Here is a 25801-nt window from a genome sequence, read left to right as displayed (position 1 = left end):
GGGCACGAAATGCAGCCGATTTCGGCTGTGTGTAATATGACTCTGATTGCGAGGCTCCATGTCCGATACCGCCCAGAACCCGGCAACCGAGCAGGGTAACCCGCCTGCCCTGCCCCTGTCGGTCAACCTGCAATACACCAAGGATCTCTCTTTCGAGGTTCCGGCAGGCGCCGCAATTTTCGCAACCCTTCGCTCGGCACCGCAGATCTCCGTCAATATCGACGTGCAGGCCAACCGCCTTGAAGAAGCCCAGCCGGTTTTCGAGGTGGCTCTCGCCATCCGCGCCGAAGCAACGGAATCGCCCGAGAACGAAGGTGGCCAGCCTAGCCGTACCGTGTTCATTGCTGAACTGACCTATGCCGCCATCGTCACCCTGACCGATGCCCCGGCAGAACTGGTTGAGCCGATCCTGCTCGTTGAAGTACCGCGCCTCATCTTCCCGTATGTGCGCAGCATCATCAGCGATGTCACGCGCGATGGCGGCTTCCCGCCGATCGTGCTGCAGCCGATCGATTTCGTTGCACTCTGGCAGGCCAAGCGCGCCCAGCAGTTCCCCGAGACCGCAGGCAACGCCTGAGGATACTTTCTGTCAGGCGGCAAGACCGCCTGACAGGTTCCACCGTGACGCTCGCCGGGTCATGAAAGGCAGTCACTCTGACTGAACCGTCCCATTCGCGAGAACACGCATTTGGCGGGCAGAATGCCAACTACGCCAATCTGAAAATCGGCCGATGACTCTCTGGATACATCTCAGCGTATCAAGGGCCCTTGGGAGAAAATTACGCGGTACCGGCAAAGAGCCGAACGGCAAAACGTACTGACCGGGCTACCCTCGTCAAAATCTGTCGTGCCGTTGAACGATCCTACGGGAAGAAGGAACACTGCGAACGTAGCGTCAGAACGCTCTATCCCAGCTCATGGCGGAGAGGGTGGGATTCGAACCCACGGTACGCTTGCACGCACGGCGGTTTTCAAGACCGCTGCCTTCAACCACTCGGCCACCTCTCCCGCATCGCAGGAGCGAACTCTCTGCGGCAAGAGCCGCCTCTTTGCCCCTTTTCGCACGTCTGTGCAAGAGGGCTGGGAGGACCATTTTTCGAGAGAGACGCCCGACCGAATTCAGCCGAGCAGGTTAAACCTGTCGATCAGCCACCAAAGCGTGACAATCAAAAGAACGCCTACAACCAGACAGGGCAGGATAATCGCAAACAGAAAGCTGCTTACCGTTTGCGCTGGCTCCGCAATACCCGCCTGTTCTTCCATTTCATTCGCCATTTCATCGGCATTGAACCAGGCGTCATCTTCTTTTGTCACGGCAGCTTCCTTTTTTCCTTGCTTTTGACCGCAGATAAGCAGGTTTTCCGCTAAGGGAACACCCGACAAGAGATGCGCTTTACATGGCGTTCCCGGGCGGGACCATTTCGGTCAGCGGCCAACGAGGCCTTGGCGCCGTTGGAATGCCGTCAGCAAGCGCCTGACCGGCATCCTGACACGCCCGGATCGTCTCAAGAGCGGCCCAGCCAACCATGACGGCATTGTCCGTGCAGAACCGGAGAGGCGGTGCCATAAAAGGAATACCCGCTTCGCCAGCCAAGGCTTCGAGAGCCGTGCGAATGGCCCCATTGGCTGCGACACCGCCAGCAACAACAAGGCTCTGCGCCTCCGGGAGCAAGGCAAGCGCGTGACGCGCCCTGTCCGCCATGACATCGCACACGCAGCGCTGGAAACTTGCAGCGATATCGGCAGCAACCGGGCGTGGCAGTGCCTCCATTCCGTAGGGGGCGATCTGTCTGGCGACCGCCGTCTTGAGGCCCGAGAATGAGAAATCACACCCCTCGCGCCCCATCAGCGGTCGCGGCAAGGCAACCGCATCAGACCGTCCCTCGCGCGCCAGTTTTTCCAGAGCCGGACCACCGGGCCAGCCGAGGCCAAGCATCTTGGCAACCTTGTCGAAAGCCTCACCGGCGGCATCGTCGATCGTGCCACCGAGTTTTTCGTAATTTCCGATGCCTCTCACGGCGATGCACTGACAATGGCCACCGGAGACAAGCAGCAAAAGATACGGAAATTTAATATCATGCGCGAACAGACCCGGCAGACGAGCGGTAAGCGCATGGGCCTCTATATGATTGACCGCCAGGAACGGCCGGCCCAGAGCGACGGCAAGCCCTTTAGCGTAGTTGCTGCCAACAATCAGACCACCGATCAGCCCCGGTCCGGTGCAGGCGGCAAAAGCCCCGATCTCAGCGAGTGCCAGACCTGATTTTTCCAGTGTTTCCGCCACGATATCGGGGAGCAGCGCCAGATGGGCACGCGCAGCGATTTCGGGCACAACCCCCCCCAGAGCCGCATGGCCGGACTGGGTATGAACCGTCTCGGCCAGAATGGCCCCCTCAGGGCTGAGAATGGCGCATGCGGTCTCATCGCAGGTCGTTTCAATCGCGAGAATGGGGGAGGTTAAGGAAAAAATCGCCATCGCCCCTGATAACCCGATGCAACGCATGATGCGAGCCGTCTCTTTTCACGGGTCACGCGGTGGAGTAGCAAGATCAGCCATGAAACAGATGACGATGCCCGAAGCGCTCATGTCTCAGAGCCTGCAATTACAACAGGTCGCTGCCGAAGCCATGCGCCGTCAGGCCTCGCCTCATCCCCCCACCTCACGTCACTCCCTGCCCTTGCGTGTCGGCACGCGCGGGTCGCCGCTCGCCCTGGTCCAGACGCGCGCCTTCCTGACCCGCCTGACCCGCTTCTGCCCACTTCTGCGCGACATGGGCGCGTTTCAGGAACACCCGATCAATACGACAGGCGATCAGGTGCAGTCCCGTCTCCTCGCCGAGATCGGCGGCAAGGGGCTGTTCGCCAAGGAGATCCACGAGGCGCTTCTTGCCCGGCAGATCGACTTTGCCGTCCACAGCCTCAAGGACCTCGAAACCACCCTTCCCGCTGGTCTGACGCTCGCCTGCACGCTCAAGCGTGAAGATGCACGCGACGTGCTGATTCTGAGCCCTGCCCTGCGTGAGAAGGCCAAGGCACTCGTTGCCGAGGGCCATTCTCCGCTCGATGCCCTGCCTTTCGGCGCCCATATCGGCTGCGCGTCAGTCAGACGTCAGGCCCAGCTGCTGCATCGCCGTCCCGACCTGCGCTTTGGCCTTCTGCGAGGCAACGTGCAGACCCGTCTCGACAAGCTGGCAGGCGGTGCCTGCGATGCAACATTGCTCGCTCTGGCCGGGCTGCGCCGTCTAGGCATGGAAGATCGTGCCGATCTGATTCTCGATCCCGCCCTCATGATCCCCGCTGCTGGTCAGGGCATTGTCGGCGTGACCGTGCGTGAGGAAGATCGCGAGCTGCTCGATCTGCTTTCTGCCATCGAAGACCCCGAAGCCCGCGCTGTTGCCACGGCAGAGCGTGCCCTGCTGGAGGTGCTCGACGGCTCGTGCCGCACCCCGATCGGTGGCTATGCGCGCCTGCGCACCAAAGCCCAGCCGGGCGGCAGGGGGCATTTCGGCGATCGTGAGCTGGTTCTGACCGGACTTGTGGCGCGCGAGGATGGTTCGTTCCATCTCCAGCGCGAGATCTGCGGCGAGCCAACCGAAGCTCTGCGTCTGGGGCGCGAGCTGGGCCTGTCCCTGCGCGCCGATTCTCCTGACGATATCTTCCAGGATCATGGCTGACCTCTTACGACGCACGGTTCTGGTCACCCGCCCTGAGCCGGGGCTGAGCGATACTGGCCTGGCGCTGGAGCGTCTGGGGTGGGAGCCCTGCCTGGCTCCAATGCTCAGGGTTCACCCCCTGCCCATGAAGCCGTCAGGAACGGTCGACCGGGTGGTCATAACGAGTGGCCAGAGTCTTCAGGCGTTGCAGGCAGCCCTCCCCTTTACAACACCCCTCACAGCGGTCGGGGCACGTACGGCTGAGCGCGCCAGAATGCTGGGTTTCACCAATGTCGATTACGCCGAGGGCACGGCACACTCTCTGGTTGGCCATCTCGGCAAGGCTGGCATACGCAACAGGGTGCTGCTTGCCACAGGTGAGAAACTTGGCGGAGAGCTTGCGATCGAGCTCAGGATGAATGGCTGGCATGTCACACGCCGTGTCGTTTATCGCACCGAGACGACCGGCGCCCTCACCCCGGCAGCACGCAGCCTGATCGAGCAGGAATGCGTAGCGGCGATCCTGTTTTATTCAGCGGCCACGGCACGCGCCTTTCTCGATGCTTTCGGCGCCGAGCGTAGGCTGCTAGGTTCGGTTCGCGCTCTGGCGCTTTCTCCCGCCATCGGCAGAACGCTTGACGCAGCCCCCTTCAGCCAGATCGCCATCGCCCCTCGTCCGGAACAACAAGCCCTTCTCGCTCTTCTCGGCCCCCTTCCGACAAGCGACATAGATATTGCAGGGAGGCAAATCGCGCCTTGAATTACCGCCACGCCTATCACGCGGGCAATTTTGCCGACATGATGAAGCACGGACTGATGCTCATCATCCTGCGCCACCTTCTGCGCAAGCCAGCTGGCTTCTGCGTGCTCGATACACATTCCGGCTGCGGCGTTTATGATCTCGATTCAATCGAGGCCCAGAAGACCGGCGAATGGCGCGATGGTATTGGCCGGTTCGAGACGATCCCGGAGGGGCCGGAGGAACTGATCGATTACCTGACCAGCATCGAGGCACTGGGCGCGCCTGCCCGCTATCCGGGCTCACCAAGCCTCATTGCGTCGCTGCTGCGTCCGCAGGATCGACTGATCTGCTGCGAATTGCATCCGGAAGATGCGTCGACTCTCAGGCGCAATTTTCGACAGCAGAGCCAGGTTGCCGTGCATGAGCGTGATGGCTATGGCGCGCTCAAGGCCTTTCTGCCGCCGCGTGACCTCAAACGCGGCCTGATCCTGATAGACCCGCCTTTTGAACAGGGCGATGAATTCGCAAGGCTGGCTGACGCAATACAGACGAGCCGCAAGCTCTTCCCAATGGGCATTGTCGCAGCGTGGTATCCCATCAAGCATCGCGCGCCGGTACGGCAATTCCATGACTCACTACGCGATGCAGGCCTGCGTGATCTGCTCGATTGCAGCCTGCTGCTGCGCACCCCCACCGATCCGACACGCCTGAATGGCTGCGGGCTGCTGGTGGCTTCTCCTCCCTATCGCTTTGAAGAACAGGCCCAGACCTTGCTCGACGCGCTTCTGCCGGTCCTTGCGCCCGATGGAGAAGGCAGCGTTGAAATCAGACGGATCGTGGAAGAATGATGTCAGCCAACGTCCCCCATATTGCCGTTATCGGGGCCGGGGCCTGGGGCATCGCCCTTGCCTGTGCCGCATCACGAACCGGAGCCCGTGTGTCGCTCTGGTCTCGCTCTCCCGTTCCCGCAGGGTGCCGCGCCCTGCCCCGCCTTCCAGCTGTGACACTGCCCGATACGGTCGAGCTGGTCACGACACTACCCGAACATGCCGATCTCATGCTCATCGTCGTGCCCATGCAGACCCTGAGAGAGATTGCACCAAAACTTCCCGGAAACGCGCCGCTCATTGCCTGCTGCAAGGGGCTTGAGCTTGGCACTGGCGCCCTGCCGCTGGATATCCTTGCCGAAACACAGCCCGGGCGGCCCTGCGCTGTTCTCTCCGGGCCGAATTTTGCAATCGAGGTTGCCAGGGGAGCACCCGCGGCCGCGACGATCGCGGCTGAGTCTCTGGACGACGCCCATCGCTATGTCTCGATGCTCTCTTCCCCTCATTTCAGGCTCTATGCGAGCGATGATCCGATCGGCGTGCAGATTGCAGGCGCCGCCAAAAATGTAGTGGCCATCGGGGCAGGCATCGCTATCGGGGCAGGACTGGGCGAGAATGCCCGCGCCGCCCTGATTACCCGTGCCATCGTCGAAATCGGGCGCCTGGCATCCGCCATGGGGGGACGCGCTGCCACGATTGCCGGGCTGAGCGGTCTGGGCGATCTTATTCTGACCTGCACCGGAGCGGGCTCGCGCAACTACAGTCTCGGACTCGAACTCGGTCAGGGGGCCACCCTCGCCGACATCCTAAAAACACGCAGCACTGTCGCTGAAGGGGTAGCCACCGCCCCGGCTCTCGCCGCCACGGCCACAAAGCTGGGGATCTCCATGCCGATCGTCGAGACCGTTTCCGCCTTTCTGGATGGCGCCATAGATCTCGCCCAGGCAAGGAAACTGCTCCTCGAACGGCCAATCACGGTCGAATAAAAAGAAGCCGAAAAGGACAAGACCATGTGGATGCGTAATGAGGCCATGCGCCGTTTCGTGAGCCGGAACCGTTTCGTGCGTTTCCTCACCTTCGGTGTGCATAGCGCCATGCAGATGCGCCTGCTGAGCGGGCACAAGCACCCGGTCACCTTGCGACGCCTCAGCAAGGCCCGTGCGGGCACGGATTCCCTTCTGAGCAGTGACGAGGCCTTCGTGCTTCATGAACTGGCTCAGGCCCAGTCTGTCTATGAGGGCGATCTCGCCGAATTCGGCGTTTATCGCGGCGCGTCGGCAGAGCTTCTCTGCATGGTCAAGGCGCATCGCACGCTGCATCTCTTCGACACGTTCGAAGGCCTGCCCGACCCCAAGGGGAAAGAAGGCAAGGTTTTCATCAAGGGCGAGTTCTGCGGCACGCTTGAGAGCGTCAAACGCAAGCTGGCAGGCTATGAGAATGTGGCCTTCCACCCCGGTTTCTTTCCGGATTCAGCGGCTGATCTGGGCGATGAGCGCTACAGCTTCGTGCATCTCGACGTCGATCTCTATGAGGCAACACTGGCCGGTCTCGCCTATTTCTACCCGCGCATGATTCCGGGTGGCATCATCCTGACCCATGATTATTCGATCATCGATGGCGTTTCGCAGGCCTTTGCGGAATTCCTGGCCGACAAGCCGGAGCATGTCATCGAGTTGCCGACCACCCAGGCCATGATCATACGCAGCGCACAGCCGTCTTCCTGACAGCACAATCTTTGGCCTGACGGCCCGCCCTCCTGCGGGCCGTCCCACGCCGGTCGGTCAGGCGAGCTCCCCGTCAGCCGAACCAACGTCGCAACAGATGCGGCCAGAAATAGGGGGCTCGGCCATCATGGCCGAAATAGGCCAGCCGGGCTTCGTGAAGATGAACGCGCCCAAATGCTTCGGCCCTAATCAGAAGCAGCATGACGGCGGCCCCGGCAAAAGGGCCGCATAGATACACCCAGAAATCCTGCCAGGCACCACTGAACAGGGCTGGTCCTAGGCTACGGGCAAGATTCGTGCTGTCTCCTGAAAGCCAGGCCTCAAAGGGGTTCAGCACAAAAAATACTGGCCCGGTCATCCAGGCGGCAAAGGGACGCAGCGCCTGACGGGCGCCACAGGTCAACACCACGGCCACCAGAATAGCCGTTGTGCAGATCTCGCCGATAAAAGCCCACCAGGACGGCGCCAATGGCCACGGTATGGTCGATGCGAAGTGGCCAGCATCACACCACTGCCCCCATCGAGGCCAGATCAGACCGCTGGCAGCGACAAGCCCGGTGCCAAGAACAGCACCAGCAAGCTACGCAAACATGTAGAAGAGCATATCCGTCACTGCCAGCCGCTTGCCGAGACAAAAGGCCAGACTGATCGACGGGCTCATATGTGCACCGCTGACACGACCGAAAGGCGACAGGGCCGCCATTGTCGCGCTCAGACCGAAAACGAGACCTTCAAGTGCTGTCAGAAGATTGGGCCAGTGCGCCAGCGCCTTAGCGACGGGACTGAGTGGTGAGCCGATGGCAACATTGCTGCAGATACCGCCAATTAGCAGCAAAGCCGTTGCCCAGAATTCACAGACATAAAGCCTCGGGTGCAGTGCATGACCCGGTGCTGGCAGGCCCGAAAGCGGCCTGTCTTCGGGGTGCGGATAGAGCGCATGCGGTCGCTGTTCAGCTACCGGGTGTTCTCCCATGACCCTGACTTACTCCCTGCTGTTATCACCTGTTACGCTCCGGGCCGCTTCGCCCGGTAGAGGGAGTAACTGAACAAGCAGGCGTCAGGCTGCAATAAACAGCCCCGTGATGGCCGCGCTCATGAGGTTGGACAACGTGCCCGCAATTACGCAGCGCGACGCAATGGTGGCGATCTCGGTACGGCGCTCGGGCGCAACACTGCCGAACCCGCCAATAAGGATGCCGACACTCGAAAAATTCGAGAAACCGCACAAGGCGACAGAGACGATAGCCAGATCGTGCCCGGAAAGGGTGTGGGCATGAATGAGCGGCGAGAGGCTCACATAGGCCACAAATTCATTGAAGGCGATTTTCTGCCCCAGAAAACCGCCAATCAGTGACGCCTCTGACCAGGGAATGCCGATCAGCCAGGCAAGAGGCGCCATCAACGTGCCAAGAACGGTCGAGAGACTGAGCCCAGGCAAATGCACCAAAGACCCGAGCCCGTGCAGCAACCCATCGAGCAATGCCGTGATACCCACAAAAGCCACCAGCACGGCCCCGACCGCAAAAGCGACCCGGGCACCACTCATGGCTCCCTCTGCAAGCGCATCGAAAACACCACTGGTTTCCAGCACAGCCCTGGGCATGGGTTCGTGCCCGGCATGGGCGTCTTCCGGCGTCGGCCAAAGAAGCTTGGAAAAAAGCAGCCCTCCCGGAATGGCCATGAAGGACGCTGCGAGCAGATAATGCATTGGCACACCAAGCCCCGCATAACCGGCCAGCACCGAGCCTGAGACCGATGCCGTGCCGGAACTCATGATGGTAAACAGCTCGGAGCGTCGCAGCTTCCCCATATAGGGGCGCAAGACGACGGGCATTTCGCTCTGGCCGAGAAACACCGTCATGACGGCCGAAAAGGATTCCAGCGCGCTTGTACCAAGCAGGCGGCGCAGACCCTGCCCCACCGCACGCGCAATGGCCTGCATTACGCCCCAGTGATAAAGCAGGGCGATAATGGCAGAGACATAAACAATGGCAGGCAACACCTGAAACGCGAAGACAAAGCTATCCTGACCGAAAAGCGTCTCCATTTTCGGGCTGACCAGACCGCCGAAAAGAAAATGCGTGCCAACCTGACCGTAGGACAGAACATCTCCCACCCCATCTGCCAGCATCCCGAAGAATCGACGCCCCCAGGGCACAAAAAGCGCCAGCGCACCGATCGCACATTGCAGCGCGAGGGCTATGGCTGCCTGACGGTAATCGATAGCTTTGCGATTGCTCGACAAAAGAACACCCAGCGCCACGAGCACCGCAATACCGATCACACCGCGCAGCGACATCAATGCGCCTTCATTCTCTGACTGTTTCCGCTCGGGTATCGATCCCGAAACGGAAAACCTCTTTGTTAGCAACGCCCTGGAACGCCACTTCCCCGGCGAGCGGGACGTACCGTTGGCGAAACGGAAAGATACACTCTGTCGGGATGCTTGCGTAGTGTCCAGTGGAAAGCCACATTGAAGATCCGGCTTACGACACGGCGCGACGGAATATCATGACCAGCAGCTTCTACGATCTCGACATCCCGGCCCTCTGCGGCGAACCCATTTCAATGGCAGATTTCAAGGGCAAGGTCGTCCTGATCGCCAACACGGCCTCGAAATGCGGCTTTACACCGCAATATGAGGGGCTTCAGCATCTCTGGAGCCATTATGGCAAGAACGGTCTGGTCGTGCTTGGTGTGCCGAGCAATGATTTCGGACAGCAGGAGCCGGGCACGGCCTCCGAGATCCAGACCAGCTGCTCACGCAATTACGGGGTCAGCTTTCCTATGGCTGCGAAGTCGCATGTGAAGGGCAAAGACGCCATCCCGCTCTTCCGCTGGCTTGCCGCGCAAGGGGGGATGCTGTCTCTGCCACGCTGGAATTTCTATAAATATGTCGTGTCACGAGACGGCAAGCTGACCAACTGGTTCACGCCCCTGACGTCGCCCGATTCAGGCCGGATGAAAGCCTCGATCCAGCGCGCCATGATGGATCGCTGAAAGAGAGAGGCAGCCAAGGGGCGCCCTTTCAGCCCTGGCGCTCAAGTGCCAGCTTCAGGCCGAACGCCACGAAAATCCCCCCTGTCGCACGGTCCAGCGTCTTGACGATGGAAGGGCGCGACAGGAAGGCGCCCAGAGGCGCCGTCATAACAATGAGCAGCGAGAACCAGCTCAAGGTCAGCAGCACCTGAATACCCGCCAGCAGTAGCGAGAACGTCACCACATTGGCTTCATGTGGAATGAATTGCGGCAGAAAAGTAATGAAGAAAATGCCAACCTTGGGGTTCAGGAGATTGGTCAGCAGGCCCTGACGGAAGCATTGCGCGCCTGACAGACGATTGACACGCCCCCCTGATTCGACCGCATGAGCGGCCGTACGAGGACGGATCAGCAAGCGCACACCAATCCAGAAAAGATAGAGAGCGCCAACCCATTTGACGATCAGAAAGCCGATCGTCGATGCTGCGAGCAGTGCTGTCAGACCAAAAGCCGCGCCCAGCCCCCAGACGAAAAGCCCGAGCGTAATGCCAAGCGCTGCACAAAAACCGGTGCGCACACCTGACACGGTGCTGGTGCGCAGCACGAAGGCGGTATCGAGACCCGGCACCAGTGTGAAGACACCCGCAGCGAGAACAAAACTCGTCAGAGAAAGAATGATGGGGCTCATATCCGTGTGCCTCGATAGCTCTGGTGCAGAAAAGCGCGCTGCTCGCGTTATGCGCTGAATCTCACCGTTTGCACCTGCTGGCACAAATAAGGAGACCCGGCATCCCGGCAACCGCCCGGGCGCAGTGCTTTCTGCCAGAGAGCCGACAGGATCGCAATTTCCACGATCAGCCCGTATCGGGAACGCATACTGGCCAGGTCGCCGTGCAGTGAGGCGTCTGGAAAGGACGTTTTGACGCGTGTCCGTGAAAAAACCTGACCTGCGAAGTGAACAAAAGGCAGAGAGACGCAAAACCGCCATAATCTACCGTGATTTACAAACTCCTGATGGCGCGCGGTTTTCCGAGCTGCAGCCTCGTCTTTCCAAAATGCAACAAGCCTGTGCCTGGCCATGGCACATCGCCTCGCTTACGTCTAAACAGGCGCGCTCCTGATGTTTGTTTTTTGACTGGAAGCCCGGAATGCTCCGTAACCTGATCACCGTTGGTGGTTGGACCATGCTGTCCCGTATCCTCGGTCTGGTGCGCGACCAGCTTCTTGCGGCGTTTCTCGGTGCTGGCCCGGTTCAGGACGCCTATCAGATCGCATTTCGCCTTCCCAACATGTTTCGCCGCCTCTTCGGCGAAGGGGCCTTCAATGCGGCCTTCGTCCCGCTTTTCACCGAGCGCCTGACCACAAGGGGCGAAGAGGATGCGACGCGTTTCGCGTCCCAGGCACTGGGGTGCCTGAGCGCCTGGCTGCTTGGTGTGACCATCCTGGGCGAGGTGTTCATGCCCTGGATCATCGAACTGATTGCGCCGGGTTTCGATCATGCTGGCGGGCGTTTCGAGCTCGCCGTTCACCTGACACGCATCACTTTTCCCTATCTCCTGCTGATCTGCACCGCAGCGCTTGTGGCGGGGGTGTTGAATGGGCTGCATCGTTTTTCGATGGCTGCCGGGGCCTATGTGTCTTTCAACATCGTCGGCATAGCCGCCATTCTGCTTGGCGCACTGGTCTTTAACGATACCGCCACCTGGACGGCTATCGGCATCACGTTTTCCGGTTTTGTGCAGCTTGGGCTGCTTCTCTGGTCGGTCCGGCGCGCAGGAATGCGTCTTTCCCTGCCGAGACCGCGCCTGACACCCGAAATGCGCGACATGCTGCGCCGCCTCTGGCCCGGGCTTGTCGGCTCGGGCGCGACACAGCTCAATCTGACCGTCGATACGCTCATTTCAACGCTTCTGCCTGCCGGGTCGATCTCGTGGCTGTACTTTGCCGACCGCGTAAATCAACTGCCGCTTGGCGTACTGGGGGCCGCTGCGGGCACGACGCTCCTTCCGGTTCTGACCCGTCACGTCGCGGCCTGTGACAACAAGGGAGGGCAGCAAACGCTCAACCGCGCCATCGACTATGCGGCAATTCTCACCTTCCCCGCCTGTTTCGGCCTTCTGGCTCTGGCACCTGAAATCATGGCAACGCTTTTCGGCTACGGGAAATTCACCACAGGAGATGCCCTGTCTTCGGCGCAGTCGCTGCGCGCCTATGCCCTGGGCCTGCCCGCCTTCATCATGATCAAAGTGCTGTCCCCCGGGTTTTTCGCCCATGGCGACACCAGAACGCCAGTCAAGATCGGCTTCATCACTATAGCGCTCAATCTTGCACTCAATCTGATGCTCTATCGTCCGCTGGCCCATGTCGGGCCACCGCTCGCCAGCACCATCGCAGCACTCGTCAATCTCGGTTTTCTGGCTGTCATCCTGCACAGACGCGATGTGTTCTGCCCTGATCGGGCGCTGATGCAGCGCCTGCTGCGCATCATGGCGGCATCGCTGCTGATGGCGCTTGTGACCCTTGCGCTCACTCGCTTCTTCGCCCCCGGCCTCGTGATGTGGCATGGACTGATCCGGGCGGCCATGCTCGGTCTGATGATGGCGCTTGCGGGTATTGTCTATCTGGTGGCGCTCTGGGCGTTGGGCATCAGCCAGCCCCAGCGCCTGCTGAACCGCCTGCTGCGGCGCAAACGGGGCGCGCAGCCGTGATACGCCTGCACCGCGCACCCATTTCCTGACCATATCGTCAAGCGTTGCGAAATTATCATGGCTTGGGTGACATCGCCGCCCGGGGCATGACGGGGTGTTCACAGTCGGGCATAGGGCCGCTAGAATTCCGCTCATGTGGCGAGTTTCCCCCTCATGACGACCCCGGAGATTACCGGCATTATCCCATCTTCCGAGGGCGCAACCCCGGCGATGGCGCAGTGGTTTGCGCTCAAGGCGCAGGAGCCCGATGCCCTTCTGTTTTTCCGTATGGGCGATTTTTACGAGCTGTTTTTTGCCGATGCCGAAACTGCCGCCATGGCGCTCGATATCAGCCTCACCACGCGCGGCAAGCATAACGAAACGCCTATCCCGATGTGTGGCGTGCCGGTCGCCGCTGCTCCGGCCTATCTCGCAAGGCTGATACGTCGCGGTTTTCGCGTGGCGGTGGCCGAGCAGACCGAACAGGCAAGAAAACCGGGGGAACCACCCCAGAAGGGCCCGCTCGCCCGCGCCATCGTGCGTCTGGTGACCCCCGGCACGCTGACAGAGGAAGAATTGCTTGAGGGGGGTCGTCAGAACCTGCTTCTCGCTCTGTCAACCCCTGCGAAAAAAACGCGCGGCTCTGCACCCTGCGGGGCGGCGTGGATCGATATCTCGACGGGGTCTTTCGAAACGGCCGCGTTCTCGCAAAACCAGGTCGAGGAACTGCTCGCACGGCTCGACCCATCCGAAATTCTCGCCGATCCCGCGCTGGTGCCTGACCCGTTTTCTGCCCGTGTCGCCCCCAGCATCACCCTGCCCGGGCTCGAGACTGCCCGATCGCGCATGGCCCAGGCTTTCGATGTCGCGCAGATCAGCATACTGGGCGATTTCACCGACGAGGAAATCCGCGCCGGTGCCCTGATCCTGGATTATGTCAGACGCAGCCAGGCAGGCACGATGCCCCGCATCGCACGCCCCCTGCGCCGGGACGATTCGGAAACGCTTGGCCTCGATCCGGCAACACGCGCCAGCCTCGATCTGGTTCAGGCGCGGGACGGCACCACCACCCACACGCTTCTTGCCTCGGTCGATCGCTGTGCAAGCGCGGCGGGCCAACGGCTTCTGGCGCAATGGATTGCTGCCCCCTCAACCGATCTGACACTGATCCAGGGGCGTCAGGCCGCCTGGCGCTGGATTGCGGGGCAGCCAGGGCTGATCGAAACCCTGACACCTCTTCTCAAGAAAGCGCCCGATCTCGCCCGGGCGCTCGGTCGCCTCTCGACCGGTCGCGGCCTTCCACGCGATCTGGCAGCGACGCGCGATCTGCTTCAGGCTGCCGATGCCCTTGTTGCGGTATTGGAGCCACTCTGTACCGAGTCCACACCGCCCCTCATCCGCTCGCTTTTCGCCGGTCTTTATGGTCGCGCCGATGCGTTGCTGGACACGCTGGAAAAGGCGCTGGCCGAGAGCCTGCCAGCCCGCATCGAGGATGGTGGCACTATCGCGACCGGCTTCGATGCCGATCTGGACCGCTATCGTGGCCTGCGCGACGACAGCAAGCGCACGCTTGCCGCCATGCAGCAGCGCTATGCCGAGCAGTTCAATGTCGCGACACTCAAGATCAAGCATCACGCGCAACTCGGCTACATCATTGAGACCTCAGCGCTGCACGGCGCGAAGCTGCGCGATCGGCCTGAGCTTTCCTTCCGTCAGGGAACAGCCAATCTGGTGCGGTTCACCACTGACGAGTTGCTCGAACTCGACCGCGCCATTCTCGAAGCCGCTGACCGCGCGTCGGCCACCGAGCGTCGCCTGTTTGCTGCCCTCGTCGCCCAAACCGTTTCTCACCCGGCCCTGCCCGAACTGGCCGCACTTTTTGCCACGGCCGACGTGCTGACCGGCTGCGCAAAACTGGCCCAGGGCGGTTCGTGGTGCAGCCCGGAGATGACGCAGGATCAGGAGTTTGAGCTCAAATCCTGCCGTCACCCGGTGGTTGAGGCCGCTTTGGGGCGGGCAACTCGCTTCATCCCCAATGACTGCTCCCTTCCCCCCTCACAGCGTGTCATGTTGTTGACGGGGCCGAACATGGCGGGCAAATCGACCTTCCTGCGTCAGACGGCTCTGGCCGTCATTCTGGCGCAGGCCGGGCTGCCCGTTCCGGCGGAAAAAGCGCGAATCGGTATCGTCGACCGGCTGTTTTCCCGTGTCGGCGCTGCCGATGATCTGGCAAGAGGTCGTTCGACCTTCATGGTCGAGATGACCGAAACCGCCGCCATCCTCCGCCAGGCAGGGCCGCGCTCCCTGGTCGTTGTCGATGAGATTGGTCGCGGCACATCGACCCTCGATGGTCTTGCCATTGCCTGGGCAACGCTCGAGGCGCTGCACTCCCAGCTCGGGTCACGGACGATTTTCGCGACCCATTTCCACGAGCTTTGCAGCCTGTCTGATTCGATGCCACGCCTGACGCCCTATACGATGGCCGTGCGCGAATGGCAGGGCGACGTCGTGTTCCAGCATGAAGTCCGCAAAGGCTCTGCCCGGAAAAGCTGGGGCGTGCATGTTGCCCAGCTTGCCGGTGTGCCCATGCCCGTGGTGCAGCGCGCCACGCGCCTGCTTGCCGCTCTCGAGCGCGATCAGGGCAAAAGCGTGCCGCAACTGCCCTTGTTCGAGACGATCGCCTCGCCGCCAGACGAGCCGGACTGCCTGCGCGAAGCCCTTGAGGCGCTCGACCCCGACTCGCTTTCACCCAAGGCTGCGCTCGAAGCGCTTTATGCGTTACGCAAACTTGCGCTTGAAACAAAGAACGATTTGACCTGATGATGGTCATTCCTGGTTTTCTGCAACGCCCCCATAGTTACGGATCTTAATGCGCGAACCGATCTCCCTCCAAGAAACCGACATGCAGGCCGCCCTTGCCGCAGCACTCGACCGTGCGCGTCAGGCAGATGGCACTGTATCGCGCGAGGATGCCGTCAGTATTTTCCGCCGCCATATCGGACGTCACCAGGGCGAGATCCGTCGGCTGTTCGAAGGGCGCCAGCTCAAGGGCATCGCAGCGGCATCGACACTCGCTCAGTTGATGGATGGCGCCATAGCAAGCCTGTTTGCACTGGCGCGCATCATGACCAGGGCACCCGATTCAGGGCTATGCCTCTGCGCGACCGGGGGATTCGGCGCCGGGCTTCTGGCGCCCTATAGCGACATCGACCTTCTGTTTCTGACAGGCGAGAACCCCGCCCCCGAGACCACCGCTCAGGTGGAATACATGCTCTATTTCCTGTGGGATCTGGGCGTACGGGTCGGCCATGCCACACGATCGATCGAGGGCTGTCTTGAAGCCGCGCGCGAAGACCTGACCATACGCACCACGCTGCTCGATGCCCGGCGTATTGTGGGGGATGACACGCTTTTCGCCGATTTCGGCGTCCGCTTCAGCAAGCGTGAGGAAGCAGCACTCTCTTTTATCCATGACAAGATCGATGAGCGCGAGAAACGTCATAAACGGTTCGGCGACAACCCTTACATGGTTGAGCCGAACATCAAGGAAGGGCGCGGCGGCCTGCGCGACCTGCAGACCCTGAACTGGATGACCAGGGTTCTGCAAGACAATGACGGTCTGAACCCGGCATCGACACTCAAACCTCACGAACCCGCTTTCACCACCCTTGGTCTTCTGACCGAACAGGAAGCCAACCGCGCCAGACGCGCCTGGAACTTCCTCTGGACCATCAGGCTCCATCTTCATTACATCGCCGGTCGCGCCGATGAACGTCTCGCTTTTGACGTGCAGCCCGTCATTGGGGGCCGCATGGGCTATGCGGGCCATGGGCGCCAGCAGGGCGTCGAGCGCTTCATGCGTCATTATTTCCTCACCACGCGTGAGGTGATGCGCCTGAGCCGAATTCTCGAGCCCAGCATCATGCAGCGCCTTCAGGGGCCAATTCGTGAAGCCCCTTATCACGGCCCCAGCCTGAGCACGGAAGACGCCGCTCATTTCCGTCTGATCAACGAGCAGATCGCCCCCGCTGATGCGGCCTGCTTCGACAGCGAGCCCCGCCTGATGGTGAAGATGCTCGATGCCGCCTTTCGCGAAAATCTGGTTCTTCACCCCACGGCCATTCAGCAGCTCATCCGCAATGAGCGCCGCATTGCCTCGCTGCGCGAAGACCCGCTCACCATGCAGGTCTTTCTCGCCCTGCTGATGCAGCCTACGGAAATGAACCGCGAGCATGCCCGCCCGAGCGGGGCAGACTGGCTGACCATTCTCAACGATACCGGATTTCTGGGGGCGCTGCTGCCGGACTGGTCACGTATCGTAGGCCAGATGCAGTTCGACACCTATCACATCTATACGGTCGACGAGCATAATATCGAGGCCGTGCGCATGCTCGGCTGGATCGAAGCGGGCGCCATGGCTGATGAGATCCCGCTCGTCTACGAACTGGCACGGGACATGCAGTCGCGCCGTGCCATGTATGTCGCGACACTGCTTCACGACATCGCCAAGGGGCGTGGGGGCGATCATTCTGTGCTGGGTGCCGAAGTTGCTCAGCAGGTCTGCCCGCAACTCGGCCTCGATGCCGAAGAGACCGAAACGGTATCCTGGCTGATCCTGCATCACCTCCTGCTCAGCCAGACCGCCTTCCGGCGCGATATCGACGATCCACGCACCATTCTCGATCTTGCTGATATCATCCAGTCGCCGGAGCGCCTGCGCCTGCTTCTGCTGCTGACGATCGCCGATATGCGTGCTGTCAGCCCCAGTGTCTGGAATGCCTGGAAAGCGACGCTGCTGCGGGAGCTTTATTCACGCGTTGCCGAGGTGCTTGAGGGCGGCCTTGCCGCAACAGAACGCGACGAGCGTGTGAGCCATGCCAAGGAACTGGTCCGTGACGGTCTCGTCCAGCAGGGTATCGCAGACGAACAAGCCGACCATTTTCTGTCACTCGGCTATGCAGGCTATTGGCTCGGTTTTGACGCCGACACCCATATCCGCCACGCCCGTCTGGTGCTGGACTCAGAAGTCCATTCGGCTCCCCTCACCATCGAGGCGACGCCGATCCCCCAGCGCGACGTGACGGAAATCACAATTTTCAGCGCCGATCATTCCGGGCTCTTCTCGCAGATCGCGGGCGGGCTTGCCGTGGCGGGCGCCTCCATTGTCGATGCGCGTATCCACACGCTCAGCGACGGCATGGCCCTCGATACATTCTGGGTGCAGGACGGCAATGGCCGCGCTTTTGAGACACCGCTGCAACTCGCCCGACTGAACAGTCTGATCGAACAGGCGCTCTCAAGCCGCCTCGCCATCGGCGACGAACTCGGGCGTCTGTCAGATCAGCGCACAGCACGGCGCATGCGGGCCATCCATGTGCCTTCACGCGTGGTGATCGATAATCGTGCCTCTGAACGACATACGATCATCGAGATAAACGGACGCGATCGCCCCGGCCTGCTTTATGACATCACCCGCACGATCAGCGAGCAGTCATTGCAGATCTCCTCGGCCCATATCACGACCTATGGAATGCGCGCCGTCGACGTTTTCTATGTGCGCGACCTGGTCGGACTGAAGGTCACATCAGACAGCCGCATGGCCGAGATCCGCACGGCGCTTATTGCCACGCTGAGCGGAGACGACACGAACCACCCGTCAAAGCCCGTCGCAGCCTGATCTTTCCCGCAGGGCTTCTGCAACACGAGCGATCACCGGGGGCCATGCCTGAGCCGGGGGCAACAACCCCTCGGGCCTGAAAATGCGTATCTGCTGATACCAGTCAGGCCCCTGCCAGCGCCAGTCTCCACCCTCACGGTCGAGCAGCCAGAGCGGCACGCCCATAGCCCCGGCCAGATGTGCCAGCATGGTATCAACGCCTATCACCCTCTCGCAGCGCGCCAGGGCATGCGCTGTCTCGACGAGGGTTGCGCCACCCCCCGGCATCATGCCTTCAGGTGCTGCGTCCTGCTGAAGACTGACAAAAACCAGATCCGCAACGCTCAGGAGCGGCGCGAGCAACTCCGGCTTGAGTGACCGTCTGGCATCAAAGCGATACGTCGCGTTGCCCGCATGGAACACACCGATCCTGCCCGCCTCCCGAACAGAGCCAAAATCGAGATAGGGCGACGGATCGATGTGAGTGACACCCAGAAGGGCTGGCAAACTGAGGAGGGAGCAAGCGAGAGACGCTTCGCCTTCAAGCACGACCCGCCCCGACTGGAGCAGCGGCGTCATGACCGGCATGAAGTCGAGTAAGGACAGTATCTGCTCGGGCAGATTCAGCAAAAGCGGTGCCCGGCGCGCGGCCTCAGGCACAAAACGCAGAAACTGGATCATATCACCCAGACCCTGCTCGGCATCGACCCGCACACGCACATCCGTGGTCTCGCCCAGCCACGGTGTCTCGAAAGGCGTCAGACCCAGAACCTCCCGGCGCGATTCAAAAAGCGCCCATCCTTCGGCAAGGTTACCTGAAGCGAGGGCGAGCATGGAGAGGTTGAAGCCCGCCTGCGCCGACAGCACCCCGCCCCCCTGCATAACGGTACGAAAGACCGTTTCTGCCTCATCGCGCCTGCCCGTCTCGGCCAGTAGCGTGGCCCGGTTGACTGCTACGACGCAATCCTCCGGCGCCAGCTTCACCGCTTGGGCGAAGGCCGCTTCGGCCTTGGTAAAAAGACCCAGCGCCTGACAAACGAGACCGAGATTGTTCAGCGTTCGGGCACTCGGCGTTGCGAGAGTGACTGCTTGTTCAAGCGCCACCAGAGCAGCCTGCATCTCGCCATTCTCGAAGAAGGCCGCGCCGAGATTGGCGAAAGCCATGGCGTCCTGAGGGCAGAGCGCCGCAAGCGCCTGAAAAGCCCCGGTTGCCGCACCGAGACGGCGCTCAGCCATGAGAAATGTCCCATGGCGCATCAGGAGCGACACAGGCTCTCTGGCGAGTGAGAGCGCTTCGGCAAAAACCGACGCTGCTTCATCCTCCTGCCCGCTTCGATAGAGCAGTTCTGAAAGAAAGGCTTTTGCCCTGAACTCGCGCGGTTCGAGCAACAGCACAACCCGACAGGCGGCGAGAGCTTCACGCAGATGCCCCGCCTCATCAAGGGCCGCAGCGAGCGTCAGATGAAACTGGGCCTTCTCATGATCGCCTTCGGCCAGAGTGAGCGCGTGCGCCACGGAAGCAATGGCGGTGCGAGGCTGATTTGTATGGCGGGCGACACAGGCCAGACCGTGCCAGGCCGCTCCACAATCCGGAGCCTCGGCAAGAACCGCACGAAACAAGGCCTCCGCCTGAACGGAGTCGCCTCCTGCAAGATGGGCCAGAGCGGTATTGATGCGCGAGGTGTAGACAGTCATCGACCAATCATGACGGCTCGCGCACGGGCTTACAACCGAGCCGCAACTTCCCTCTGCTCACAAGACAAGGCCAAAGCGCGGGCCAATCCATGTGACCGCCAGATAGAGCATGATGGTCAGCAGACAGCCGAGGCCGAGAGCGAGCCAGAACCCGAGACCATGGCGCAGCAAGGCTGGAGTGAGCAGAAACATCGGCAAGGAGGGCAGCACATACCAGAAGGTTGCGCCGGCATGATTGGCCATATTCTCTGCATCGGGTTTTTCAACCCAAAGCCAGATCATGCCCATGACCGATACGAGAGGCAGCGAGGCAATCAAGGCGCCAAAGCCGGGATAACGGCGCGCCAGAGTCGACGCGACAGCGATCAGCACGCCAGACACGGCCGATTTGAGAGCAAGGGCGAGCATCACAGACCTTGTGTGAAGGAGAGAGACAAAAAGGGCAGCCCCCGCGCACAAGACACGACAAAGCGTTCAAAAAACCCCTCGGGAAGCGCAGTCAATCTTGCACGGGGTCCGAATGGGCTTACAAGGAGGCATGGTCGCTTTTCTTCCCAAACTGCGTCGGTCCGCCTGTTGCACAGCGCTTTTCACGCTTGCCCTGACGTTGCGCCCTGCCCCGGCGCAGGCTGCCCATGAACGCCCCTGGCTGGCCGACACCGCCGCCGCACGGATCTCCCAGACCATAAGCCTGCCCGGCAAGGCGCTCTGGCGTCAGGCGCTGCCTCTTGCCGATGGCAGTGTCATCCTTCTGCGCGAGCCAGCCAGCGACGAAAACGGCCCGTTTCTGGCGCGACTGCCAGCTGGCGCCAGCGAGACGACGCCGCTCATTCTGGTCTGGAGCAGCACGGACGACAAGGCGCGCGGCCCTAAAGGTTTCGCCCCTTCCGCGCTTGCCCGCGATGACAGCGGTACTCTCTGGCTGATTGACCGGGCGACAACCGGGTTCCCGCCGCGCCTGATCCATCTCGACCCGGTTTCGGGCAAGGTGCTTTCAGAACTGGACCTGCCGCCTGAAGCTATCGTGCAGAACACGGCGTTCACCACCCTCGCAGTCCACGGACAGACGGCCTATCTGGCTGATGAGGGCGGGGTGTCGCTCACCATGGTCGATATGGCGCGCCATCAGGCCACGCGCTTCTTTGCCGGCTACCCGACATCGCGTGGCCACCTGCCGCTCACGATTGACCATCATCCGGTCATGGGCACGGATGGCCACCCTCTGACACGAGACATCGCCTATCTTGCCCTCGAAACGGATGGCAAATGGCTCTACGAGCAGGCGCCGACAGGCCCGATCTACCGCCTCTCCACCGATCTGCTTACAGACCCCTCGGTCACTCCTTCGGAACAGATGGAAGGTGTGACGCAATGGCGCGGGACGCCGACCGTGAGCGGCATGACGCTGGACGACAAGGCAACGCTCTATCTGACCGATATCGAGAATGGCAGGCTTTTGAGCTTTGACACGGCACGCCTCCCCCATATTCTTCTGGTCGCGTCACAGCTCGTTCAGGCTGGCATTCCTGGCTGGGCAAGGTCTCGAGGCAATAATGACAAATCCGGGCAGATCTGGGTTCCGGCAGGCCATACGCTTTTGCGCATCGACCTTCCCTGAGCCGCCCTCATGTCACCCCCTCGCCTTTCCTCTCCTGTCGCGTCATTCTTCCCAATCGTGTCTCTGAATTATGAAGGCTAACATGCTGTACCGTTCCACTCGCGGCGATGCGCGCCCGCGCTCCTTCTCGGACATTCTTCTCGCTGGTCTGGCTGAAGATGGTGGGCTGTACATGCCTGAAACCTGGCCGCGCTTCACGCCTGATGAATGGCGCGCCATGCGCAGCCTCTCCTACCCCGATCTGGCCGCGAAAATCCTCTCTGTCTTCGCTGCGGGCAGCATCGATCTGCCGACGCTGCAGCGTCTTTGCGCCAAGGCTTATGCCGGGTTCTCCCACGCAGCCATTGCACCGCTGGTGGAGGTCGAGAACGGGCTGTTCTCGATGGAGCTGTTCCACGGTCCGACGCTCGCCTTCAAGGATATGGCGATGCAGCTTCTGGGCCAACTCTTCGAGCATGTGCTGACAGAGCGAAACCAGCGCGTCACCATTGTCGGTGCAACCTCTGGCGATACGGGCTCGGCAGCCATCGAAGCCTTTCGTGGCAGCCCGCATCTCTCGGTAGCCATCCTTCACCCGATGGGCCGCACCTCGGATGTGCAGCGCCGCCAGATGACGACGGTCAAGGATGACAATATCCTGAACATCGCCGTCGAAGGCACGTTCGACGATTGTCAGGACATGGTGAAGGCAATGTTCGCCGATACACCCTTCCGTGACGAAATCGGGCTCTCAGCGGTCAACTCCATCAACTGGGCGCGCATTGCAGCCCAGATCCCCTATTACGTGCGTGCCGCTCTGATGATGGGAGCGCCCGACCGCGAAATTTCCTTTGCGGTGCCGACAGGCAATTTCGGCAATGTGCTTGCCGCCTGGGCTGCCAGCCAGATGGGCCTGCCGGTTCGTCGCCTGTGCATCGGCTCGAACCGCAACGATATTCTCACGCGCTTTTTGACCAGCAATGACATGTCGATGCGCGCTGTCGAGCCCAGCCTGTCACCGTCGATGGATATCCAAGTCTCATCGAATTTCGAGCGTCTGCTTTTCGAAATGCTCGATCGTGACCCGCAAGCCTGTCAGGCGACCATGCTGGCCTTCCGCCAGACAGGGCGCATGCCGGTCGATCATGCTGCATGGATGCGCGCCAAAGAGCGCTTTGGCGCCCTCATGCTCGATGACGAGGCGACCCTCGCCGAAATGAAGGCCCTTTACGACACTTCCGGCTATCTCGCCGACCCGCACACAGCAATCGGTCTCGCTGCCGGGCGCAAGGCCCAGGAGCCGGGCATTCCCATGATCGTGGCGGCCACGGCCCATCCTGCGAAATTCCCCGATGCCGTACGCAAGGCAACAGGCATCGACCCTGCCCTGCCGCCTCATCTGGCTGACCTCTTCTCACGCGAAGAGCGCTACGAGACACTTGCCAATGAGCTGAACATTATCGAAGACGCCGTGCGCCGCCATATCAAGGCCCATACGCACACGGCCTGAACCTGACCAAATCGTGGGAGGGGGCTGGAATTCGCCCCCTCGACACGCCATCTCAGGTCAGATCCCGCTTTCAGTTTTTCAGGACCATCACCGCTCGATGACCGATCCGATCACCGTTACCACCCTTCCCAATGGCCTTACCGTCGTCACCGAAAGGATGGAGCGCGTCGAAACCGTTTCGTTCGGCGCCTATGTTGCCACAGGCACACGCAACGAAACCGCCGAAGAAAACGGCGTATCGCATTTTCTCGAACATATGGCGTTCAAAGGTACCAAACGCCGCAGTGCAGCGCGTATTGCTGAGGAAATCGAGAATGTCGGCGGTCATATCAACGCCTATACCGCGCGCGAGCAAACGGCCTATTACGTCAAGCTGCTGAAGGAAGATCTGCCGCTTGGCATCGATATCATTGGCGATATCCTGACCCACAGCACCTTTCTCGAGCAGGAGGTCGAACGCGAGCGTGGCGTGATCCTGCAGGAAATCGGCCAGGCCAACGACACGCCTGACGACATTATTTTCGATAATTTCCAGGAAACTGCGTTCCGCGATCAGCCCATGGGCCGGCCCACGCTGGGCACTGAGGGCCTGATTGCGACAATGAAGCGCGAGACCATGATGCGCTACATGCAGACGCATTATACCACGCGCAACATGGTGATCGCGGCCGCTGGCAATCTGCGCCACGAAGCGGTGCTCGATCTGGTGCAGGAGCATTTTCGTGACCTGCCAGACCATCAGCCGCCCGAACGCGAAGGCTGCACCTATCTCGGGGGCGAGCATCGTGAGTCCCGCGATCTGGATCAGGCGCATCTCGTGCTCGGTTTTCCGTCGGTCAGCTATAATGACCCGGCCTATCACGCTGTCATGCTGCTCTCGACGGTTCTGGGGGGCGGCATGTCATCGCGCCTCTTCCAGGAGATCCGAGAAAAGCGGGGGCTGGTCTATTCGGTCTATTCCTTCGCGCTGCCTTTCCTCGATAGCGGTCTTTTCGGTATCTATGCGGGCACGGGCGAGCAGGAAGCTGCCGAGCTGGTTCCTGTCATGCTCGACGAACTGCGTCGTCTCTCCGACGGTATCAGCGCCGAGGAAATCGCCCGGGCCCGCGCTCAGGTGAAGTCCTCGCTGCTGATGTCGCTGGAAAGCACGGGCAGCCGCTGCGAACAGATTGCACGCCAGATGCAGCTTTTCGGACGTATCATCGACACCAGCGAGACCGTGGCCAAAATCGACGCCGTCGATGAAGCGGCCATGATCCGTGCTGCCGAAGCCCTGTTCCGCGCCCGCCCGACGCTGGCCACAATCGGCCCGGTCGGCGCCATTCCCTCTTTTGACGCCATCAGCCAGAGGCTTGTTGCATGAGCAAGGATCAGGAGCGCCTTTCCCAACTACTCGACGCGGCGAAACGCGCCGGGGCCGATCGGGCCGATGCGCTTCTGATAGCCTCGCGCTCGATTTCGGCCATGTGCCGTCGCGGCGTCCCGGAAGGGCTCGAACATTCCGAGACCATCCAGCTGGGTCTGAGGGTCTCTATCGGCAAGCGCGCCGCCAATGTCTCAGCCACTGCGCTCGACACAAGCCGCTTCGAGGCGCTGGCCGAGCAGGCTGTTGCCATGGCACGCGTCGTGCCTGAAGACGCCCACACAAGCCTCGTCGACCCTGCACAACAGGGTATCTACGACATTGCCTCTCTCGATCTGGTCGATGCGGGCGAAGCACCGGGTCTCGAAGCCCTGCTGGCAAGAGCACGCGAAGCCGAGGAAATCGCGCTCGGTTTTCCCGGCATTACCAACAGCAACGGCGCCTCGGCTGGTTACGGCCGGGTGCAAATCACGCTTGCGGAAAGCGGCGGGTTTTCCGGTCGCTATGTTCAGACGAGCCATAGCAATGGCATCAGCGTGCTGGCAGGCGAAGGGCCGAGCATGCAGCGCGATTATGCCGGTCACAGCGCCCGGCACCTGAGCGACCTCGACTCAGCCGAGAGTCTTGGTCGTGAAGCGGCAGAACGCGCTCTGGCCCGCATGAACCCGGCCAAGCCACGCACGGGGGCCTTCCCTGTCGTGTTCGATCGCCGTGTCTCGGCCAGCCTGCTCGGTCATCTGGCAGGGGCCATCAATGGCGCCTCGATCGCACGCGGCACGTCTTTCCTTTCCGCCCATCGCGGCAAACGCATCCTGCCGGAGGCGCTGAGCGTGATCGACGATCCGACACGCCCCCGCGGTCTGCGCTCGAAGCCATTCGACGCCGAAGGTTTCCTGCCTTCGCCTTTCGCTTTTGTCGAAAACGGCGTCCTGCAGGACTGGATACTCGACAGCCGCTCGGCAATGCAGCTCGGTCTGGTGAATAACGGACGCGCCTCGCGCAGTGTAGGCGGACCTCCCTCCCCGGCAGTCAGCAATTTCTTCCTCACCGGCGGCACCGGGTCGCGCGAGGCATTGCTCGCCGATATCGTCGAGGGTGTCTATGTAACCGAAATGATGGGCTCATCCATCAACGGGCTTACCGGCGATTACAGCCGAGGCGCCTCCGGATACATGATCCGCAACGGCCAGCTGGCCGAACCGGTGGCAGAGCTGACCATTGCGGGCAATCTCATCGATATGTTTGCATCGCTGCGCGCTGCGGATGATCTTGAGTTCCGCCACGGCGTTGACGCTCCAACACTCAGAATTGACACAATGAGCGTTGCAGGAAGCTGAAGCGCTTTCCGTTCAGTCACCGAGGACTGAG

20 protein-coding genes, 1 tRNA gene and 1 pseudogene are annotated in these 25801 nt (G+C 61.3%); 14 read left to right on the top strand and 8 right to left on the bottom strand.

What is annotated here, in order from left to right; genetic code table 11:
- Positions 1 to 58 precede the first annotated feature (58 nt).
- Entirely contained in the window at positions 59 to 577 is a 519-nt protein-coding gene (secB, locus tag AAID99_RS02540) for a protein-export chaperone SecB (protein ID WP_498493085.1), read from the top strand.
- Positions 578 to 918: 341 nt separating this feature from the next.
- Here the strand turns inward: secB and AAID99_RS02535 are convergent.
- The 3 genes from AAID99_RS02535 to tsaD all read right to left on the bottom strand — a co-directional run bounded on the left by AAID99_RS02535 (position 919) and on the right by tsaD (position 2476).
- Positions 919 to 1008 (bottom strand) — tRNA-Ser (locus AAID99_RS02535).
- A 111-nt stretch (positions 1009 to 1119) separates the two neighbouring features.
- Positions 1120 to 1383 carry a hypothetical protein gene (locus AAID99_RS02530; RefSeq protein ID WP_498493084.1) on the bottom strand — a complete coding sequence of 88 codons (264 nt, stop codon included), beginning with the start codon at positions 1381 to 1383 and terminating at the stop codon, positions 1120 to 1122.
- Positions 1384 to 1393: 10 nt separating this feature from the next.
- A complete protein-coding gene (tsaD, locus tag AAID99_RS02525) occupies positions 1394 to 2476 on the bottom strand; it encodes a tRNA (adenosine(37)-N6)-threonylcarbamoyltransferase complex transferase subunit TsaD (RefSeq protein WP_498493083.1) in 1083 nt (360 codons plus the stop codon).
- Between the two features lie 88 nt (positions 2477 to 2564).
- Between tsaD and hemC the strand changes: the two genes are divergently transcribed.
- From hemC to AAID99_RS02500, 5 genes are read left to right on the top strand one after another with little or no spacing between them, the layout of a single operon-like run.
- Positions 2565 to 3674 carry a hydroxymethylbilane synthase gene (hemC, locus tag AAID99_RS02520; RefSeq protein WP_188425408.1) on the top strand — a complete coding sequence of 370 codons (1110 nt, stop codon included), beginning with the start codon at positions 2565 to 2567 and terminating at the stop codon, positions 3672 to 3674.
- Positions 3667 to 4413, top strand: a complete 747-nt coding sequence (locus AAID99_RS02515) for a uroporphyrinogen-III synthase (protein ID WP_498493082.1) — start codon at positions 3667 to 3669, stop codon at positions 4411 to 4413. Before hemC ends, AAID99_RS02515 begins: the two co-directional genes overlap by 8 nt.
- The gene (locus tag AAID99_RS02510; protein WP_498493081.1) at positions 4410 to 5243 is read left to right on the top strand and encodes a 23S rRNA (adenine(2030)-N(6))-methyltransferase RlmJ; all 834 of its coding nucleotides are present in this window, start codon (positions 4410 to 4412) and stop codon (positions 5241 to 5243) included. Before AAID99_RS02515 ends, AAID99_RS02510 begins: the two co-directional genes overlap by 4 nt.
- A complete protein-coding gene (locus AAID99_RS02505) occupies positions 5243 to 6208 on the top strand; it encodes an NAD(P)H-dependent glycerol-3-phosphate dehydrogenase (RefSeq protein WP_498494247.1) in 966 nt (321 codons plus the stop codon). The genes AAID99_RS02510 and AAID99_RS02505 overlap by 1 nt, the downstream gene beginning before the upstream one ends.
- A gap of 24 nt (positions 6209 to 6232) precedes the next feature.
- A complete protein-coding gene (locus AAID99_RS02500; protein WP_188425192.1) occupies positions 6233 to 6946 on the top strand; it encodes a TylF/MycF/NovP-related O-methyltransferase in 714 nt (237 codons plus the stop codon).
- A gap of 73 nt (positions 6947 to 7019) precedes the next feature.
- Here the strand turns inward: AAID99_RS02500 and AAID99_RS02495 are convergent.
- Positions 7020 to 7919 (bottom strand): annotated as a pseudogene (locus AAID99_RS02495) (MIP/aquaporin family protein).
- Between the two features lie 84 nt (positions 7920 to 8003).
- Positions 8004 to 9245 carry a NupC/NupG family nucleoside CNT transporter gene (locus tag AAID99_RS02490; protein WP_498493080.1) on the bottom strand — a complete coding sequence of 414 codons (1242 nt, stop codon included), beginning with the start codon at positions 9243 to 9245 and terminating at the stop codon, positions 8004 to 8006.
- A 212-nt stretch (positions 9246 to 9457) separates the two neighbouring features.
- Between AAID99_RS02490 and AAID99_RS02485 the strand changes: the two genes are divergently transcribed.
- Positions 9458 to 9946 carry a glutathione peroxidase gene (locus AAID99_RS02485; protein WP_188425189.1) on the top strand — a complete coding sequence of 163 codons (489 nt, stop codon included), beginning with the start codon at positions 9458 to 9460 and terminating at the stop codon, positions 9944 to 9946.
- A 28-nt stretch (positions 9947 to 9974) separates the two neighbouring features.
- On the opposite strand, the gene AAID99_RS02480 is transcribed toward AAID99_RS02485, so the two are convergent.
- Positions 9975 to 10613 carry a LysE family translocator gene (locus AAID99_RS02480; RefSeq protein ID WP_498493079.1) on the bottom strand — a complete coding sequence of 213 codons (639 nt, stop codon included), beginning with the start codon at positions 10611 to 10613 and terminating at the stop codon, positions 9975 to 9977.
- Between the two features lie 460 nt (positions 10614 to 11073).
- Between AAID99_RS02480 and murJ the strand changes: the two genes are divergently transcribed.
- The 3 genes from murJ to AAID99_RS02465 all read left to right on the top strand — a co-directional run bounded on the left by murJ (position 11074) and on the right by AAID99_RS02465 (position 18289).
- Entirely contained in the window at positions 11074 to 12633 is a 1560-nt protein-coding gene (gene murJ / locus AAID99_RS02475) for a murein biosynthesis integral membrane protein MurJ (protein ID WP_498493078.1), read from the top strand.
- A gap of 153 nt (positions 12634 to 12786) precedes the next feature.
- Positions 12787 to 15432: a DNA mismatch repair protein MutS gene (gene mutS / locus AAID99_RS02470; protein ID WP_498493077.1), complete on the top strand. Its 2646-nt coding sequence runs from the start codon at positions 12787 to 12789 to the stop codon at positions 15430 to 15432.
- A gap of 49 nt (positions 15433 to 15481) precedes the next feature.
- Positions 15482 to 18289 carry a [protein-PII] uridylyltransferase gene (locus AAID99_RS02465; RefSeq protein WP_498493076.1) on the top strand — a complete coding sequence of 936 codons (2808 nt, stop codon included), beginning with the start codon at positions 15482 to 15484 and terminating at the stop codon, positions 18287 to 18289.
- Here the strand turns inward: AAID99_RS02465 and AAID99_RS02460 are convergent.
- Both AAID99_RS02460 and AAID99_RS02455 read right to left on the bottom strand, forming a co-directional pair.
- Entirely contained in the window at positions 18269 to 19963 is a 1695-nt protein-coding gene (locus tag AAID99_RS02460; RefSeq protein ID WP_498493075.1) for a tetratricopeptide repeat protein, read from the bottom strand. The genes AAID99_RS02465 and AAID99_RS02460 overlap by 21 nt on opposite strands.
- A gap of 57 nt (positions 19964 to 20020) precedes the next feature.
- On the bottom strand, positions 20021 to 20371 hold the full coding sequence (locus AAID99_RS02455) for a DUF3147 family protein (protein ID WP_498493074.1): 351 nt from the start codon (positions 20369 to 20371) through the stop codon (positions 20021 to 20023).
- A 130-nt stretch (positions 20372 to 20501) separates the two neighbouring features.
- Between AAID99_RS02455 and AAID99_RS02450 the strand changes: the two genes are divergently transcribed.
- The 4 genes from AAID99_RS02450 to AAID99_RS02435 all read left to right on the top strand — a co-directional run bounded on the left by AAID99_RS02450 (position 20502) and on the right by AAID99_RS02435 (position 25770).
- The gene (locus tag AAID99_RS02450; protein WP_498493073.1) at positions 20502 to 21581 is read left to right on the top strand and encodes an L-dopachrome tautomerase-related protein; all 1080 of its coding nucleotides are present in this window, start codon (positions 20502 to 20504) and stop codon (positions 21579 to 21581) included.
- A gap of 82 nt (positions 21582 to 21663) precedes the next feature.
- Entirely contained in the window at positions 21664 to 23070 is a 1407-nt protein-coding gene (thrC, locus tag AAID99_RS02445) for a threonine synthase (RefSeq protein ID WP_498493072.1), read from the top strand.
- A gap of 97 nt (positions 23071 to 23167) precedes the next feature.
- Positions 23168 to 24433 carry a M16 family metallopeptidase gene (locus AAID99_RS02440; protein ID WP_498493071.1) on the top strand — a complete coding sequence of 422 codons (1266 nt, stop codon included), beginning with the start codon at positions 23168 to 23170 and terminating at the stop codon, positions 24431 to 24433.
- Positions 24430 to 25770 carry a TldD/PmbA family protein gene (locus AAID99_RS02435; protein ID WP_498493070.1) on the top strand — a complete coding sequence of 447 codons (1341 nt, stop codon included), beginning with the start codon at positions 24430 to 24432 and terminating at the stop codon, positions 25768 to 25770. Before AAID99_RS02440 ends, AAID99_RS02435 begins: the two co-directional genes overlap by 4 nt.
- The last annotated feature ends 31 nt before the right edge of the window (positions 25771 to 25801 follow it).

This window comes from Asaia sp. Ae19-3 (genome assembly GCF_059801175.1).
This window is presented reverse-complemented; position numbering and strand designations above follow the sequence as displayed.